The sequence below is a fragment of the Gimesia aquarii genome, from assembly GCF_007748195.1.
Lineage (GTDB): Bacteria > Planctomycetota > Planctomycetia > Planctomycetales > Planctomycetaceae > Gimesia > Gimesia aquarii.
On sequence record NZ_CP037920.1, the window covers coordinates 5,231,939 to 5,248,021 of the forward strand.

Genomic DNA, 16,083 nt, shown 5'->3' on the forward strand with positions numbered 1-16,083 from the left:
ACAATTGGCAAAGGGGTTTCAATGTCTCACCGCAGAAGGTCCGTTCGTTTTTTTTACCCTCTGACACTTGCATGCTTCATCAGTTTGTTGCTGAGCCCCCAGTTTGTCAGTGCCGGCAAATCCAATAGTTTGATGGACATCTCAACGGATGGGAAATTGCTGGCTTGTTCCAATCGAGATAGCGGCTCTGTCACCATCATCGATTTGGATACCAACAAAAAATTAACCGAAACCAAAGTAGGCAAGCATCCGGAGGGAGTTACCTTTCTCGGTGACACTCACACACTGGCGACCGCCGTCTATGATGATGATTTAGTTGTGTTCCTTGATGGTGATACCGGTAAGAAAATCGGCCAGACGGAAGTATTTGACGAACCTTACGGCGTTGTCTCCACAAGTGATGGTACTAAAGTTTTTGTCACGCTCGATTATCCGGGTCGTATAGTCGAAATTGATACAAACTCTAAAAACGTCATTCGCGAATTTTCGAACGGCAAACACCTGCGAGGAATTGCGATTTCCAGCGATGATCAAAATCTCTTTACTACCGAGTACTATACAGCCCTGGTTCGCAATATTGATGTGAAAAATGGCCAAACGGTTGATGAATGGCCTGGAGGAAGTACCGATAATCTTTCTCGACAGATTACCTTACACCCTCGTCGTCCTAAAGCATATCTGCCACATATTCGATCGCGGGTGACTGTCGCTCATGGTGCTGGTTCCATCTTCCCGATCGTTTCAATTGTCGATACGAAATCCGGTGAAGGAAAGCGAAGACGAAAAATCCCGATGGATTCTTTTCGAGGGGCCCGTGTCACTTCAAATCCCTGGGACACAGCCATCACACCAGATGGCAAAACTTTTTTCGTCATCTTCGCTGGAACAGATGACATGTATATCTGCAATGTCATCGATGATGACTACCGCGAATTGACTTTTCGAGCATCACTCAACTTAGGACATAACCCGCGGGCAGTACGCGTCGCCCCCGATGGAAACACCGTTTATGTTTACAATGCGCTCGACTTTGAAGTAGTGGCATACGGCACACAATTCCCACGCCCTCGAGCTAGAATTAAGGTCACCGAAAATCCTTTGGGACAAGAAATCTTATTGGGCAAACGACTTTTTTATACCGCCTTACAACCAATGTCCAGCCGCCTCTGGATTTCCTGCGCAAGCTGTCACCCAGATGGACAGCCTGATGGAAAAACCTGGCATAATCCAGAAGGACTGAGAAACACACAATCACTTGCAGGAATGGCCTGGACGCACCCCATTCATTGGTCAGCGGATCGCGACGAAGTTCAGGATTTTGAGCACACGATCCGAGGACCACTAATGCAGGGAAAGGGGCTGGCCCAGGGAAAGATCAACCCTTCTTTGGAAGCACCTAACAAAGGATTATCCCGCGCATTGGATGCGATGGCAGCTTACTCAAACACTCATGAATTCACCTTGAGCCCCTATGCGAAAAAAGGACTGACTCCCGCAGCCAAACGCGGACGTCGACTTTTCTTCTCAAAACAGACTCAGTGTGCCACATGTCATAGTGGACCGTTCCTGACAGATTCTGTTCCGACGGGAAAGATCGTTCGGCATGATGTGGGAACATCGGTGGATAACCCTGGAGAGAAGATGGGACCCGCCTATGACACTCCAACTCTGCTGGGTCTTTATCGCACTGCTCCTTATTTACATCACGGAAAAGCCCAGAGCCTGGAAGAAGTGTTGACGATATATAACCATGATGACAAGCATGGAAAAACGAGCCAGCTCTCGAAACAGGAAATTGCGGACCTTGTCGAATTTTTAAAAGCACTCCCCTACGAAGACCCTGTTCCCAAAGCGAAAGCTGCGGGACTGGTTAAAATATCAAAATGAAAGTCACCAGTAACCTCATCGACAAATACTCACCTGGAAAAGCAATGCTCATGTATGCGAAATCGATCTGCCTTTTATTATCTGTAGTTTTACTCAGCAGCTGTGATCAGGAAGTACCTTCCGAATCGAAGACTGTGAAAACAGAAACGACTTCCGAGCCAATGGTAGAACAACAGCAGGCCATACCCGGAGCTCAAACATTTGAGGAAGATGGGATCACAGCAGAAATTGCCAGTTGGGGTCAACTGCAAGAATTTATCGCGAAACAAAAAGGAAAAATTGTGGTCGTCGACCTCTGGTCTACCTGGTGTGAACCATGTCTTCGCGAGTTTCCACACCTGGTTGAATTACAAAAGAAATATCCCGAAAAAGTCGTCTGTGTTTCTTTCAACATGAACTACGATGGAAGTAAGAACTCGCCTCCTGAATCAAATCGTGAAGAACTAATGGAATTCTTCACCGAACAAAAAGCGGATATCGTCAACATCATTTCCAGTACGCCTGACGAAGAACTTTATGAAAGTATCAATCTGGCGGCAATTCCAGCAGCTTATGTCTACAGTCCTGATAGTAAGTTAAAAAAACGTTTTGACAATGAAACACTAGCCTATGGTCAGGAAGGTTTTACATATAACAAACACATTGTTCCACTAATCGATGAAATGCTGAAGGAACCTCAAAAACAAGATTCGCATTAGAACAGATTGTTGTTCTTTAGAATCAGCGACTGTTAATTATGCAAAAGTAATATAAACACAAGACATGATTATCGCCAACAGTAAGGCAATCAGACGAGGATCGGTAACTCCAGAAAGTTTGCGGAATATAATTTCTTTCAGTGGGTGTTTCCAACACATCATTTCGATTTGATCGTTTGCAGGTGGTGGAGTCATCAGACTGACGGCAACAAAAATCACCGAACAAATCACAAACAACCACCATGCCTGAAGCATGAAAGGGATTCCTAATTCATTGGTAATCAGGCCAAAACCAAAGTCCAACGCAAATGTAAGCCCTCCCAAAACAGAGCCTGCAATCAATGTGACGAGTGACGCTTTGGCGGTTCCTCGTGGCCAAAGCACTCCCCAGATAAACACCACGGTAATCGGCGGCGCCAGACAGGCAATCATACTGTTAAGCCCTGAAAAGATGCTCTCGAATTTACTTCCCATTGTTGACCAACCAATTGCCAGAATCATAACAACAATCGCAGTGATTCGACCGGCTACAACCAACTTGGCATCACTCGTTTCCGGCTTGAGCTTTTTCACAACATCGATACTGATTAATGTCGCCGTGCTATTTAATGCCCCGGCAATGGTACTCATCAGCGCTGCCAATAAACCGGCTGCGATTAATCCTTTCAACCCCATGAGATCTTCAGTAATGAGTTTATTGATTAACACTGGTAACGCTCTATTTGGATTCTCTCCAATTTGATCTTGAAACAGAACATAAGCAAGGACTCCGGGAAAAACCATAATCATTAATGGTAAGATTTTAATGAACCCTGCAAAGAGCGGTCCGATCTGAGCATCTCGCTCCGCTTGCGCCCCTAAAACTCGTTGCACGATTGTCTGATCAGAACACCAGTACCAAATGCCCAGAACGGGATATCCTAAAACAAACGCATACCAGGAAAATCCGCCGTTTTCTTGAATCATACTCATATGCTGCTCAGGAAGTGCCGCACGAAGCTCAGAAAAGGAATTGATTCCTTGTTCATTGAGAGCACCAACTGCAAACCAGGTCACTGCAAAAGATCCAATAATCAGTAGTACGGTTTGAATCGACTCTGTGATGACTACCGCCTTGAGCCCTCCCATCACTGTATAAAGTGTCGTGATGGCAGAAATTACCAAAACCGAAGTAAAAACATCGATCCCAAAAAACTCATGTAAAATGGTGGAACCAGCATAGAGTGTCATTCCAATATGAATGAAGAGCGCAGCAACAACTCCCATAATCGCCAGCATAATCCGTGAACCGGCGCTATAACGCTGCTCTAGAAAATCAGGAAGCGTCACCACTCCACTGCGGTGGTAAATCGGAGCAAATACGAGCCCTAACATAATCAATGTAAACGCAGCCAGGCATTCGAAGTTTCCTACCACTAACCCTACTCGATACCCATCCGCCGCAAGCCCAATCAAGTGAACTGTGGAAATATTAGTCGCAAATAAAGATAATCCGATTGTGGTCCATTTAAGTGAGCGCCCTGCTAAAAAATAACTATTGACGGTTTGCTTTTGTTTGTAACTAACGTAAAACCCCATCCCAATAATCAATAGTAAATAAACCAGGATGATCACGAGATCTAAATGGGAGATATTAAGTTGGGTAGCTGCCAGCAGGAATGGCCCATTCATAAATTTTCAATCAAATCAAAGATTCCATGGCAGAAGTTTCCAACACAGGATCAACATCCGTTTGTGATTTAGAAACTTCAAGTGGAGACAGACCATATTTCGAAGCAAGCTGATTAAATTGTTTGACTAACTGCCAGCCGACGGGAATCCCCGTTTTCAATCGTTCTTGACGTGTTCTCAATTCAGGCTCACCCGGATAGTAAACCTGATCTTCTTGCTTGAGTGGTTGTAAAGCCCCCCAACGTTGAATGATCTCTACAATTCTTTCCTGAAACGAGTCTACTGAAGTGAAGTGGCTGATATCAATTGCGCCAACCAGGCCTCCCAACATTCGTTTTTGTGAAAGGTCCCCATACATCTTCGGAATGTCTGGTCCAATTGGTGCACCTCCTAAAAGCGCACACAACACATCAATCAACAACCCCAAGCCAGACCCTTTAAATCCACCAAACGGAAATAAAGCAACCACTTCGTTTGGATCAGTCGTCTCTTTTCCATTGGCATCCAGGGCCCAGTCACCGGGAATCGAAACTCCTTCAATCGCGGCATTCGCGATGGTATTCCAGGGGGTAATGCTTGTAGCCATATCCAGACAAAGTGACTTCCCATTTTTCCCGGGTGCGGTAATACAAAGTGGGTTCGTCCCACAAAACGGTTCTGCGGCTCCGTGTGGTGTCACCATTGGATCAACATGCGTAAATGCAAAGCCGATCATCCCCTGCTCGGCAATTTTTAATCCGTAGTATGCAAGTGCTCCGCAATGGGATGAGTTACAAATTGATACCCAACCAGCACCAGAATCCCTGGCAAGATCAATGGCATGATCCGCTGCCTTTACCATCGCAAGCTGACCCAATCCATGATCACCATCAACACGCCCGACAGCAGTTCCCAGCTTTTCCCATTGCATCTCAGGACGTGGGTTAATGCTCTGTTGTCGGATTCGCTCCAGATAATGAGGTAGGCGTGCGATACCATGCGAATCAATTCCCCGCAGGTTAGACTCTATCAGTGAATCTGAGACAAGTTCCGCTTCATCTTTTTTTAAATTGGCATGAGTCAGTAAGCGGAAGCAAAATTCTTTCAGCTCCTCAGCATTAAACAGAGTACTCTTCACTTGAATTTGTGGCAAAAGTCACCTCGTATAAAATATTTTTCAAGCAGGAAAGAAATGAGCACAGAATGGAAATTCGATTTCATCTTAAAATTCAGGCAAAGAGATCATACATCACTTCGCCATGAACGTCGGTTAAACGAAAATCTCTGCCCGCAAACTGATATGTCAGCTTTTTATGATCCAGTCCCAAAAGATGTAAGATCGTCGCGTGCAGGTCATGAATGTGAACCTTGTTTTTGACTGCATAATATCCATAGTCGTCAGTTGCACCATACTGTAACCCGGCTTTCACACCACCACCGGCCATCCACATCGTGTATCCTTGTGGATTATGATCGCGTCCATCATCACCCTGACTCACAGGAGTTCTTCCAAACTCTCCTCCCCAAAGCACTAACGTGTCTTCCAGGAGACCACGCGACTTCAAATCTTTTAATAAAGCAGCAATCGGTTGGTCGACTTCCATCGCATTACGAGGAAGCACCGTTTTCAGACCTGAGTGTTGATCCCATTTATAACTGTGTGTGATTTGAACGAAGCGTACTCCCCGCTCCGCAAAACGGCGTGCCATCAGACACTGACGTCCAAAATTCTTGGTGACATCATTGTCCAGACCATACATCTTTTGAGTCGTCTCAGATTCATCACTGATATCCTGCAACTCAGGTGCAGCGGTCTGCATACGGTACGCAAGCTCAAACGAGTTGATCCTGCCTTCAAGTGCGTCATCAGGGCCGGATTTTGTTAATTGTTCCCGATTCATTTGCTGGAGATAATTCAATTCCTTACGTTGAATTGATAAGGGGATTCCACTCTTGTTATTGATAAAAGGAATCAGAGCCCGGTCAGCGGGAATACTCGCATTCCCAATGGGAGTTCCCTGATAGTCGGCCGGTAAAAATGAGGAACTATAGGCATTCACTCCACCATGTGTCAGAGTCGGACAGACTGTAATGAAACCTGGTAAGTCCTGATTCTCCGATCCTAATCCGTAAGTGATCCAGGATCCCATACTGGGACGGACAAATGTGTCACTCCCCGTATGTAATTCTAATAGCGCTCCACCATGTCGAGAGTTAGATCCATACATCGAATTGATGATACATAGATCATCCACACAGCCCGCAACATGCGGAAAGACTTCACTGACCCAGGCACCACTCTCACCGTGTTGCTTGAACTTCCAAGGCGACCCCAACAAATTACCTGTTGTCGCCGAGAAAACACGTGGCTTATCAAAGGGAAGCGGTTTTCCGCTATCTTTCTGTAACTGAGGTTTATAATCAAAAGTATCCATATGCGAAGGACCACCGTGCATAAACAGAAAGATGACACGTTTTGCCTTCGGCGTGAAATGGGGCTTTTGAACTAATTTTTGTTGTGCTGCTTGACTGTCACTTCCCAGCAATGCAGCCAAAGCGAGACTCCCAAACCCGGCAGAGCTTTTTTGGAGCATCTCCCGCCGCGACATCAATGTATGCCCGAAATAATTAGTCCCACTACTCATATGATATCCCATTCAAAACCGACTATTAAAAGTCTTCTATTGATCTGATCATTAATTAACAAATAGAAATTCATTGCTGGCAATCAGAATCCGGCACAAGCTCTGCCAGGTTCGTCGTTCTTTTTCTTCTTCCGACATCTTTAATAATTGCAAATCCTGATTGTATTGACCGATATAATTTAACGCCTGATTGATTTCCTTCGCTGACGCCGGGCGACTGAATGTCCGCTCATAAATTCGATTAATTTTGGCAGAATTATCTAACTGCGTTTCATGAATGATTTCATCTGCAAAGTCTTTGGTATGCTGCATCATAAAATCGCTATTCATCATAAATAACGCTTGTGGTGCCACAGTTGTATGCGTGCGATCTCCCGAGAGAACACTCGGATCGGCAAAATCAAATGCCTGCAATACTTCATATAAGGCACTTCGTACGATCGGTAAATAAACAGAGCGACGATTCGTATCATAGACCACAGGGTCAACATTAGCTGTGCTCGTCACGTACTTCCGATTTTCGACATTCAACAAGGACCCCCCCATTTCATTATCGAGTTTTCCACAAACGGCGAGAATCGAATCCCGAATCGCTTCTGCTTCCAGTCGTCTGCGATTCATACGCCAGAGCAATCGGTTTTCAGGGTCGATTTCTGCTAATTGAGGATGATAAGCCGTACTCATCTGATAAGTCGAAGAGAGCATAATTAAACGATGCATTGATTTGATGGACCACTTATTTTCAACAAATTGCACTGCCAGCCAATCCAATAATTCTGGATGTGTGGGACGTTCACCAAGTTTTCCAAAATTGTCGGGCGTTCTGACAAGACCCTTTCCAAAATGCCAGCGCCAAATACGATTGGCCATTACTCGAGCCGTTAAAGGATGCTTGCCGCTGGTTAACCATTGCGCGAGTTTGAGCCGTCCGCTTTGTTGGTCATCGAGGGGAGTCTGATTTTCTCCTTCAATAATTCTCAAAAACTGCCGCGGCACTTCTTTGCCGAGCGTGAAGTGGCTCCCGCGGAGGTGTACCTTAATGTTTTCCGGTTTTTGTTCGGATACCGCCATTGCTGTAGGATATTTGGGTAACGCTTTTTCCAAATCTTGCTTTGCTTCCCTTTTTTTCGTTAGGACGGTTTTGATTTCCGCAACAAAATATTTTTCGTGATCCGCGGGTAAAGCAAAGGGGCCTTTGGAATCATAGAGCACTTTGCGAATGGCTTCTCGCTCGACATCGATTAAAGAAGTCGTTTCTTTTTCGGCTTTACTTTTTTGAATGGCCTGCCATTCTTTTTCAACGTCTGCAAATAGATCTCCATAAATCTGAGCTGCTTTTGTTAAGCGTTGTTTCAGAGGTAGATCATTAAGTATTTCAAATCGTTGATAATTTGTGCTCAGATTCTCTGGAGTTTTTCCAGTCCGAATGATTTCATTCCAGACAAAAAAGGGAGACGATTTGCCCGCTGAATCTTTCGTCAGATAATCGGCCCATTGCATCGTAACGCTGTCAATGAGTTTTACTTGAGGCGGAGCCACCTCAGCAATCAGACTCTTGTTTTCATCTGGGACTTTGCGAGGTTGAGAGATCAGGATTTTATCGATATGCGGAAAGGGAGTTTTACTTTCAAGATGGACCTTGTTCTTCCCTTGCTCAAATTGAAAAACCCCTTCCATTTTCCATTGTTGGGACTTCGGCAACCAACTCCCCGTCACTTCGCCGGCTGCATTATTTTTGACTAATTTATCGTTGATAGACAACTGAAGCGGACGAGCTGTTTGTGCGGCATAACGGATTTCAAATTGATACAGGCCGCTATCAGGGACTTCAATTTCATACTCGGCAATATTGGGTAAAGGTCCGTTATTATAAATGACACCAATTCCCTCACCATATCCGGTAAAGGACTTCTTCACGTTACCCGTCTGATAATCTTCTGCTTCAACAATAATCGCAGAATGGGACGCATAAGCTTCTGGATCATCACCAATCGGTTTTGTGGTTTTCAATAACTGATCGGCATGTTTTTTGATTTCTCCAGACAATAAGTAATCGGAAACCCGTTCACGTGCTAAATGCAGTAACTCGTCATCCGCTTTTTTCACAACAGATTGAATCTGAGAATCCAAGTCAGCGATTTGTTTTTGCTTCTGCTTTAGAGCTTTAATCTCACTGGGACTGGCCAGAATTCGTTCCTGCCAGCGTGCAACAACCTGGAAGTTTTCCATGGTCTTTGTGCTTTTAAAGATTCCCGCCAGAGAGTAATAATCTTCAATCGGAATAGGATCAAATTTATGTGAATGACAGCGGGCACAACCCATGGTAAGCCCCATAAAAGCACGGCTCACGGTATCCAGTTGCTCATCCACAATATCCATTTGCATTTTGGTTTCATCATCTTCGGCCAGCATTTTGGCACCGATGGAAAGAAATCCTGTCGCCGTGATTTTCTCAAGCCGACTTTCATCAGTCGTTTGATCAGCCAGGATATCACCCGCCAACTGCTCCTGCAGGAACTGATCGAAGGGCTTATCCTTATTAAATGCAGCAATCACATAATCGCGATATCGAAATGCGTTGGCATATGCTAGATTTTCATCGAGACCATTCGAATCGGCATACCGGGCTACATCAAGCCAATGACGTCCCCAGCGTTCGCCGTATCGGGGAGATGCGAGTAAGCGCTCAATGACTTTTGCAAATGCATCCGGGGAATCGTCTTTGAGAAACTGCTCCACTTCTTCGCGCGTCGGTGGCAAACCGATCAAATCAAATGTGGCGCGTCGAATCAGAGTTTGTTTATCTGCGGGCCTGGCAGGAGAGGCCTGCTTCTTTTCCAGTTTTGATAACACAAAGAAATCGATGGGACTTTTGGCCCATCCCCTGTTTTTTACTTTGGGAATTTCTGGTCGCTTTGGTGACTGAAATGACCAGAATTCTTTCTCTTTCTGACTAAAAAGTGGGCCATCATATTGGTTCGTTTCCGTATGAACTATTGGCTTTGAGTTAGGCCAAACCGCTCCCATCCGAACCCATTCGGTCAAGTCACGAATTTCTTTTTGCGAGAGCTTTTCTTTCGGCGGCATATGCACCTGGCCGCTATGGTTCACCGCACTAATCAAAAAGCTCTCTTTAGGCTTTCCGATGACGATTGCAGGACCACGATCTCCCCCCTTCAGTAAACCAGACAGGGAATCAACCCGCAAACCGCTCTCAACAGAATCCTCACTGTGGCAGTCGTAACACCGATTAATGAATAACGGTCGGATATGCTTTTCGAAAAACGCCTCTTGTTTAAGATCGGTATCCTCAGCTCCAGGCAAAGCCATGGGTGCGAATACCACAGTAAAGAATCCAAAGGCTACTGAAAGCATGCGATTCATTGCAGAAGATCCAAACATCTATTTATTTTAATCTGAATTACCTGAGCATATCCATTATCTTAAGGGCTGGAAAGCCCTTAGACTTGCCCAAAACGACCTCCAGCCAACGATTATATATTATATATAATATGAACTGCCAAGTAAAATCAACTCTAGATGAGAGAATCTGGCTCACTTTTTACATAATAAATCAGAGTGACCGCTAAACATCAAAATAAGGCCAAAAATCGTGATCTTACAATTAGCCTTTCAACGAAGTCAGCTTGACTCTTCAGAGGATTCTTGAAAAGAAAATCTAATTCATTTCAGAAAACCAGATAGATCCTTCACCCGCAGATTCAGATCTTACTGGATATCACCGGCCAGGCCTCTACCAAATCATCATGGCATGGTGCGAATTTGCGCGGGTCGATTCTTGGGGTCCCCTTCTCTCAGAGCATCTAGCATCCAAAAGAAGGGCCACCACATTTTTTGAATTGATTTCTGGCATCGCTGCACATGATGTGGATCACACGGGATTCCCAAATATTGTACCATTCAGAAAATCCCGACTGAACGAACTGCTATTCCAGCTATCGTTGAACTGCACCGTGCTCTGAGTGGAGTTGCTTAACAACATAGTCCATTAGTTGCTGTGCCTCGCCGGAAGTCAGAGAATATGTGTCATCGCGGAACAGCATGCGAATTGTCAAGCTCATCGCACCGTCCCCTACACTTTCACCGACAAAGGTATCGATACAGATAACTCTCTCAAGCCTCGGCTGTAATTCAACCACTGATTCCGTTTCTTTTCGCGGCTCAATTTCCAAATTCTCTACGGCAGATGCAAACGCGTTTTCAAGTGATTTTTCAATTTCTGCATAGCGTAAATCGATGGGAACCACGATCGAAATATCGCGGGCAATCACCTGAGTCCGTGCCAAACCAGCAAACATTTTGGCTGGCGATTTAATTCGGTTGAGTGCGGAGATATCTAATTCGAATCCATAAAGTGGAACGCGCGCACGATCTTTCATGCCTAAGACATTCAAGTCGATTCGGCCCAATGCACCAATTCGCTGATCACCGTGCTTTAGCGCCGCGAATTCTTCACCACGGTATCCGTGAGCAGGCTCATCACCCTCAAATGTGATTTCATCCACACTCATCTGAGCAAGCAGGTTTTGAACAAGCCCTTTTGCTCGTAGGAAATCGATTTCTTTTTCAGAAGCGATCCAGGCAGAATCATTCACAACTCCACCCAATACTCCACCAATCATCCAGCGTTCATCGATGTCATCCTGGTTCTGTCGAAATGTGCGGTCGATTTCGAAGAAACGGAAATTACTGGCACCGCGACGTGCGTTCCGTTCCACAACTTCAACCAGGCTCCCCACCAGACTTTGTCGTAGTGAAGTCATCTCCTTGGAAATCGGATTCTGAACCTGAATCCGTTCGCCCTGCCATTGACTGAATGATAACGCGAGCTTCTCGGTTGTGAGAGGAGGCGTACGACATTCCAGAAATCCATTGCTGTTGAGAAAAGTCGCAATACCCGTTCTGAGACTATCCGTCTCAGAGATCCGGCCTTTGGTCGTTGTCGCGATCATCGGCTTCATATCAATGCTGTCATATCGCAACATGCGAGCAACATCTTCAGCTAAAACGACCTCGTTATTGACATCGACACGCCAGGTTGGAACAGAAATCGTAAGATCACTATCATGCGTCATCTCCAGCTTGGAAAGACACTCCTTGATCTGATCATCACTGATCTCCGCCCCCAATATTTTGGAAAGTCGACCGGAATCCAAAGTGAATTTCGTCTGTTCTCGCTCAGTGGGATAATTGTCGGTTACGTTCGAAGCAGGCTTTGCCCCAGAAAGCTCCGAATCCTGCAACAACTGCGCGGCTCGGTTGAAAGCCCCACTCATCATACCATTGGGGTCGGTTCCCCGCTCGAAGCGGTAGGAAGAATCGGTACTGATGCGAAGTTTTCTTGAGGAGGTTCGAATACAGACCGGATCAAAACAGGCCGCTTCCAACAAAATTCGTTTTGAATCTACCGTCGTCTGGGAATCCCAGCCTCCCATAATTCCCGCTAGCGCAATGGGCTTCTCCGCATCCGCAATGACCAGCGGTTGATGCGTGCCATCCACTTCGGCTTCATCCAGCAGCTTCAGTTTTTCTGTTTTCTGAATGCGACGGACTTCAATCCGATTCCCCTTCAATGAATCAAAGTCAAACGCATGTAAAGGTTGCCCCCATTCCAACATTACAAAGTTAGTAATATCGACGACATTATTAATCGGACGCAAACCCGCCGTCTGGAGACGACTCTGTATCCAGTGTGGTGAAGTGCGGATCTGAACGTTATCAAACACCTGACAGGTATACCGGGAACAAAGCGTTTCATCTGCGATTTCAACAACGACGGACTCTGTCTGATTCTCAGCAGGGCTAATGACACGCTCGCTGGGATACTTCAGTTTCATATCGAGCACCGCTGCGACTTCGCGGGCAATACCAATCATTCCCAGACAGTCCGGGCGATTTGGCAAGACAGCCACTTCCACCAACGATTCCTGAAACGGTGAGACGGCTGGCAGACTCTCACCCAGAGTCGCTTCATCTTGAAAGACCTGTAAGCCATCTGATTTTGCAATCATTCCCAATTCACCATCGAGACAGATCATCCCTTCAGAGCGAACCCCTTTGAACTTTCCTTCAGAGATCAAAGCACCAGTAGGCAGCTTCGTGCCGGCAATCGCAACAGGGACTCCCCAGCCAACTTCGACAGGATGCGCGGTAGCACAAACGATCGTAATCAGTTTGCCTTTTTCGATTTCAACCTGACATTCAAAGTAATTGCCTGCTTCGTCTAATGGCTGCTTTTCCCGAATAAAACCAATCCGAATTGGTTCCAGTGCATGCGAGAGGTCATGTTCTTCTTCGATTTCCAAACCAACCGTCATGAATGCATCAAGCAATTCGCTCTCTTTGCAATCTTCAGTCAGATAATCGCGCAACCAACCAGTATTTATTTGCATCTTACTCTCTTCTCTGCCAGAAAAATTGTGTCAGTTTTTACAAGGAAATGGAGTTTAAAACTGACGCAAAAACGCTTCTTCATTTTCATACATCAACCGGATATCACTGATCCCGTGTCGAATCATCGCCATACGATCCAGCCCTAAACCAAAGGCAAAACCCTGCCACTTTTCAGAGTCCACACCGCCGGCTTGCAGCACTTCGGGTCGGATCATGCCCGCTCCCAAAATTTCGAGCCATTTACCGTTAAACATCACATCCACTTCCGCACTGGGTGTTGTGAACGGGAAATAACTGGGACGGAAACGGAGTTGGACATCTTCGCCAAACAAAGCGCTGGCTAATTGATACAACACCCATTTCAAATCTGCAAAACTGATATTCTCATCGATGGCGATCACATCGAGTTGATGAAAAATAGGAAAATGCGAGGCATCAATTTCATCACGTCGATAACAACGTCCGGATGTCATCGCCCGCAAGGGAGGCGGACCGAATTCCTTCATGGCCCGTGTTTGAAACGCAGACGTATGCGTCCTTAGCACGTTCCCTTTTGTGGTATAAAACGAATCGTGCATATCACGCGCCGGGTGCCAGTCGGGTGTGTTCAACGCGTCGAAATTATAAAATTCCGTTTCGACTTCGGGATAATCATCGTAACGAAAACCCAACCCGATCAGAATGGACTTTACTTCTTCCATCGTCGTTGCCAGTGGGTGACGATGCCCCGGCAAGGCACGTACGCCGGGAAGTGTTACATCAATGGCTTCGATGTCAGGCCCTGAGTTTTCACTCTCTTCCAGTTGTGACTTTTTCTCAGCCAATGCGGTCTGAATACTCTGTTTAATGCCGTTGAGAACTTTTCCAAACTCGCGTTTTTCCTCAGGCGACAACGACTTCAACTGTGCTTGCAGGGATTTCAGTTTTCCCTTCTTACCCAGATATTGGACGCGCACTTCATCCAATTCTGCAAGAGATTGTGCTCCCGCAATGCCTGCCATTGCTTCTTCAACCAGCGCGTCATTGTTGTCCGACATTTTGATTCTTCAGATTCTGGAATTTCTGTGTGATAGTATTTTGGTACTTTAAAGACCACTAACTCGCTCATATCTCATGAAATCACAACGAGTTGCGCACAAAAAATGTACTGAGACGAGGATTGTAACTATTCCGTCAAAATTCTGCAACCACCCTAAAATTCAAGGGATTTATGATTCATCGAAAGACTCAGCTGTGACTGTGCTTAGCAACAACAATCAGTTCACATTAATTAATAGCATCGTCATAGATTATGACAAAAAAGAGTTGGCCGGGTTCCCCTTAATAATGCCATGTCCCTTACCCTATGGATCGGATTTTAGGGACCTGCATAGGTGGATCAACTGGAAATAATATCAGTCACCACTTCACCATAGACATCAGTCAGACGGAAATCGCGACCCGCATAGCGATAGGTCAGTTTCTTATGATCCATACCCATCAGATGCAGCAGCGTGGCATGCAAATCATGAATATGTACTTTATCGCGTGCGGCATAGTAACCATACTCATCGGTGGCGCCATGCACATGGCCACGTTTCACCCCGGCTCCCGCTAACCACATGCTATAACCTTGTGGGTTATGATCGCGACCATTTTTCCCTTGTGCGATTGGCGTACGTCCGAATTCGCCGCCCCACACCACAAGCGTGTCTTCCAGTAGCCCCCGCTGTTTCAAATCAGCCAGCAAACCGGCAATCGGTTTATCCACCATCTGAGAATTGCGTTCGTGCCCCGCTTTCAATCCGCTGTGTTGATCCCATTTGTTGTTCCCCAACGCCACTTCGATATAGCGCACGCCCGCTTCTGCAAAGCGGCGGGCCATCAGACATTGACGACCAAAATTTTCTGTGGACTTCTCATGGATGCCATACAACTCGTGAGTCTCTTTTGTTTCAGAAGATAAATCCATCAAGGCGGGAACATTTGATTGCATCTTGAAAGCCAACTCATAGGAATTGATCACTCCTTCGATCTCATTGTCAACTTGCACTTTTTCCAAATGTCTCCTGTTGATCGCTCGCAATAAACCTAGCTGTTTTCGTTGTTGTTCTTCTGAAGCAGAATGATTGGTGAGAAAGCGTATCCGCGCCTCTTTCGCAGCCGTATCAGCATCACCAATTGCCGTTCCCTGATAGGCGGCAGGCAGAAACGCACTCCCATAATTCCGAACCCCACCATGCCCCCGTGAAGGACAAATCGAAATAAAGCCGGGCAAATTATTATTTTCCGTCCCTAGACCATACACCATCCAGGAACCCACCGAAGGACGCACCAGACTGTCCGAACCGGTATGCAGCTTCATCACTGCCTGCCCGTGCGATTGGCCATTGGTATGCATCGAATTGATCACGCACAAATCATCGGCATGACCGGCGACATTTTCAAACAGTTCGGAAATCCAAAGTCCGCTTTCCCCGCGCTGTTTGAATTTCCAGGGAGACTTCATCAATCGCAAATTTTCCTGCGATGATTTCTCGATGTTCTTGGCTGCTTTAAAAGGTAGCCGTTTGCCATCTTCTTTGTTCAAACGAGGTTTGTAATCGAATGTATCCACATGGCTGGGTCCGCCATGCATAAACAGAAAGATCACACGTTTGGCGCGTGGCTCAAAGTGAGGTTTCTTCTCCAGCAAAGGAGACCGTGATTTCATCGCTGCTTCAGAACTGAGGCCCGCCAGCGCAAGATAACCAAAGCCACAAGCGGATGACTTCAACATTTGCCGACGAGAAGGTTGGAACGGTTCCATA

General features: G+C 46.0%; 9 protein-coding genes. 2 read left to right on the forward strand and 7 right to left on the reverse strand.

The annotated features are described in order from the left end of the window. Positions 1-21 precede the first annotated feature (21 nt). Both V144x_RS20065 and V144x_RS20070 read left to right on the forward strand, forming a co-directional pair. A complete protein-coding gene (locus tag V144x_RS20065) occupies positions 22-1,887 on the forward strand; it encodes a c-type cytochrome (protein ID WP_144987493.1) in 1,866 nt (621 codons plus the stop codon). Continuing rightward, the gene (locus V144x_RS20070) at positions 1,884-2,585 is read left to right on the forward strand and encodes a TlpA family protein disulfide reductase (RefSeq protein WP_144987495.1); all 702 of its coding nucleotides are present in this window, start codon (positions 1,884-1,886) and stop codon (positions 2,583-2,585) included. Before V144x_RS20065 ends, V144x_RS20070 begins: the two co-directional genes overlap by 4 nt. Before the next feature lie 36 nt (positions 2,586-2,621). Here V144x_RS20070 and V144x_RS20075 read toward each other — a convergent pair whose 3' ends face one another. The 7 genes from V144x_RS20075 to V144x_RS20105 all read right to left on the reverse strand — a co-directional run bounded on the left by V144x_RS20075 (position 2,622) and on the right by V144x_RS20105 (position 16,082). After that, positions 2,622-4,256, reverse strand: coding sequence for a sodium:solute symporter (locus V144x_RS20075; protein WP_144987497.1), 1,635 nt, complete (start codon positions 4,254-4,256; stop codon positions 2,622-2,624). Between the two features lie 10 nt (positions 4,257-4,266). Then, on the reverse strand, positions 4,267-5,388 hold the full coding sequence (locus V144x_RS20080; protein WP_144987499.1) for an Ldh family oxidoreductase: 1,122 nt from the start codon (positions 5,386-5,388) through the stop codon (positions 4,267-4,269). 76 nt (positions 5,389-5,464) lie between these two features. Beyond that, positions 5,465-6,880 carry a DUF1501 domain-containing protein gene (locus tag V144x_RS20085; RefSeq protein WP_144987501.1) on the reverse strand — a complete coding sequence of 472 codons (1,416 nt, stop codon included), beginning with the start codon at positions 6,878-6,880 and terminating at the stop codon, positions 5,465-5,467. A 51-nt stretch (positions 6,881-6,931) separates the two neighbouring features. After that, positions 6,932-10,264, reverse strand: coding sequence for a DUF1553 domain-containing protein (locus tag V144x_RS20090; protein ID WP_197998543.1), 3,333 nt, complete (start codon positions 10,262-10,264; stop codon positions 6,932-6,934). A gap of 572 nt (positions 10,265-10,836) precedes the next feature. Beyond that, a complete protein-coding gene (gene pheT, locus V144x_RS20095) occupies positions 10,837-13,293 on the reverse strand; it encodes a phenylalanine--tRNA ligase subunit beta (protein ID WP_144987505.1) in 2,457 nt (818 codons plus the stop codon). 54 nt (positions 13,294-13,347) lie between these two features. Further along, positions 13,348-14,331, reverse strand: a complete 984-nt coding sequence (gene pheS, locus V144x_RS20100) for a phenylalanine--tRNA ligase subunit alpha (RefSeq protein ID WP_144987507.1) — start codon at positions 14,329-14,331, stop codon at positions 13,348-13,350. A 341-nt stretch (positions 14,332-14,672) separates the two neighbouring features. Next, complete coding sequence (locus V144x_RS20105) at positions 14,673-16,082, reverse strand: DUF1501 domain-containing protein (protein WP_144987509.1); 1,410 nt, start codon at positions 16,080-16,082, stop codon at positions 14,673-14,675. Between the last annotated feature and the right edge of the window lies 1 nt (position 16,083).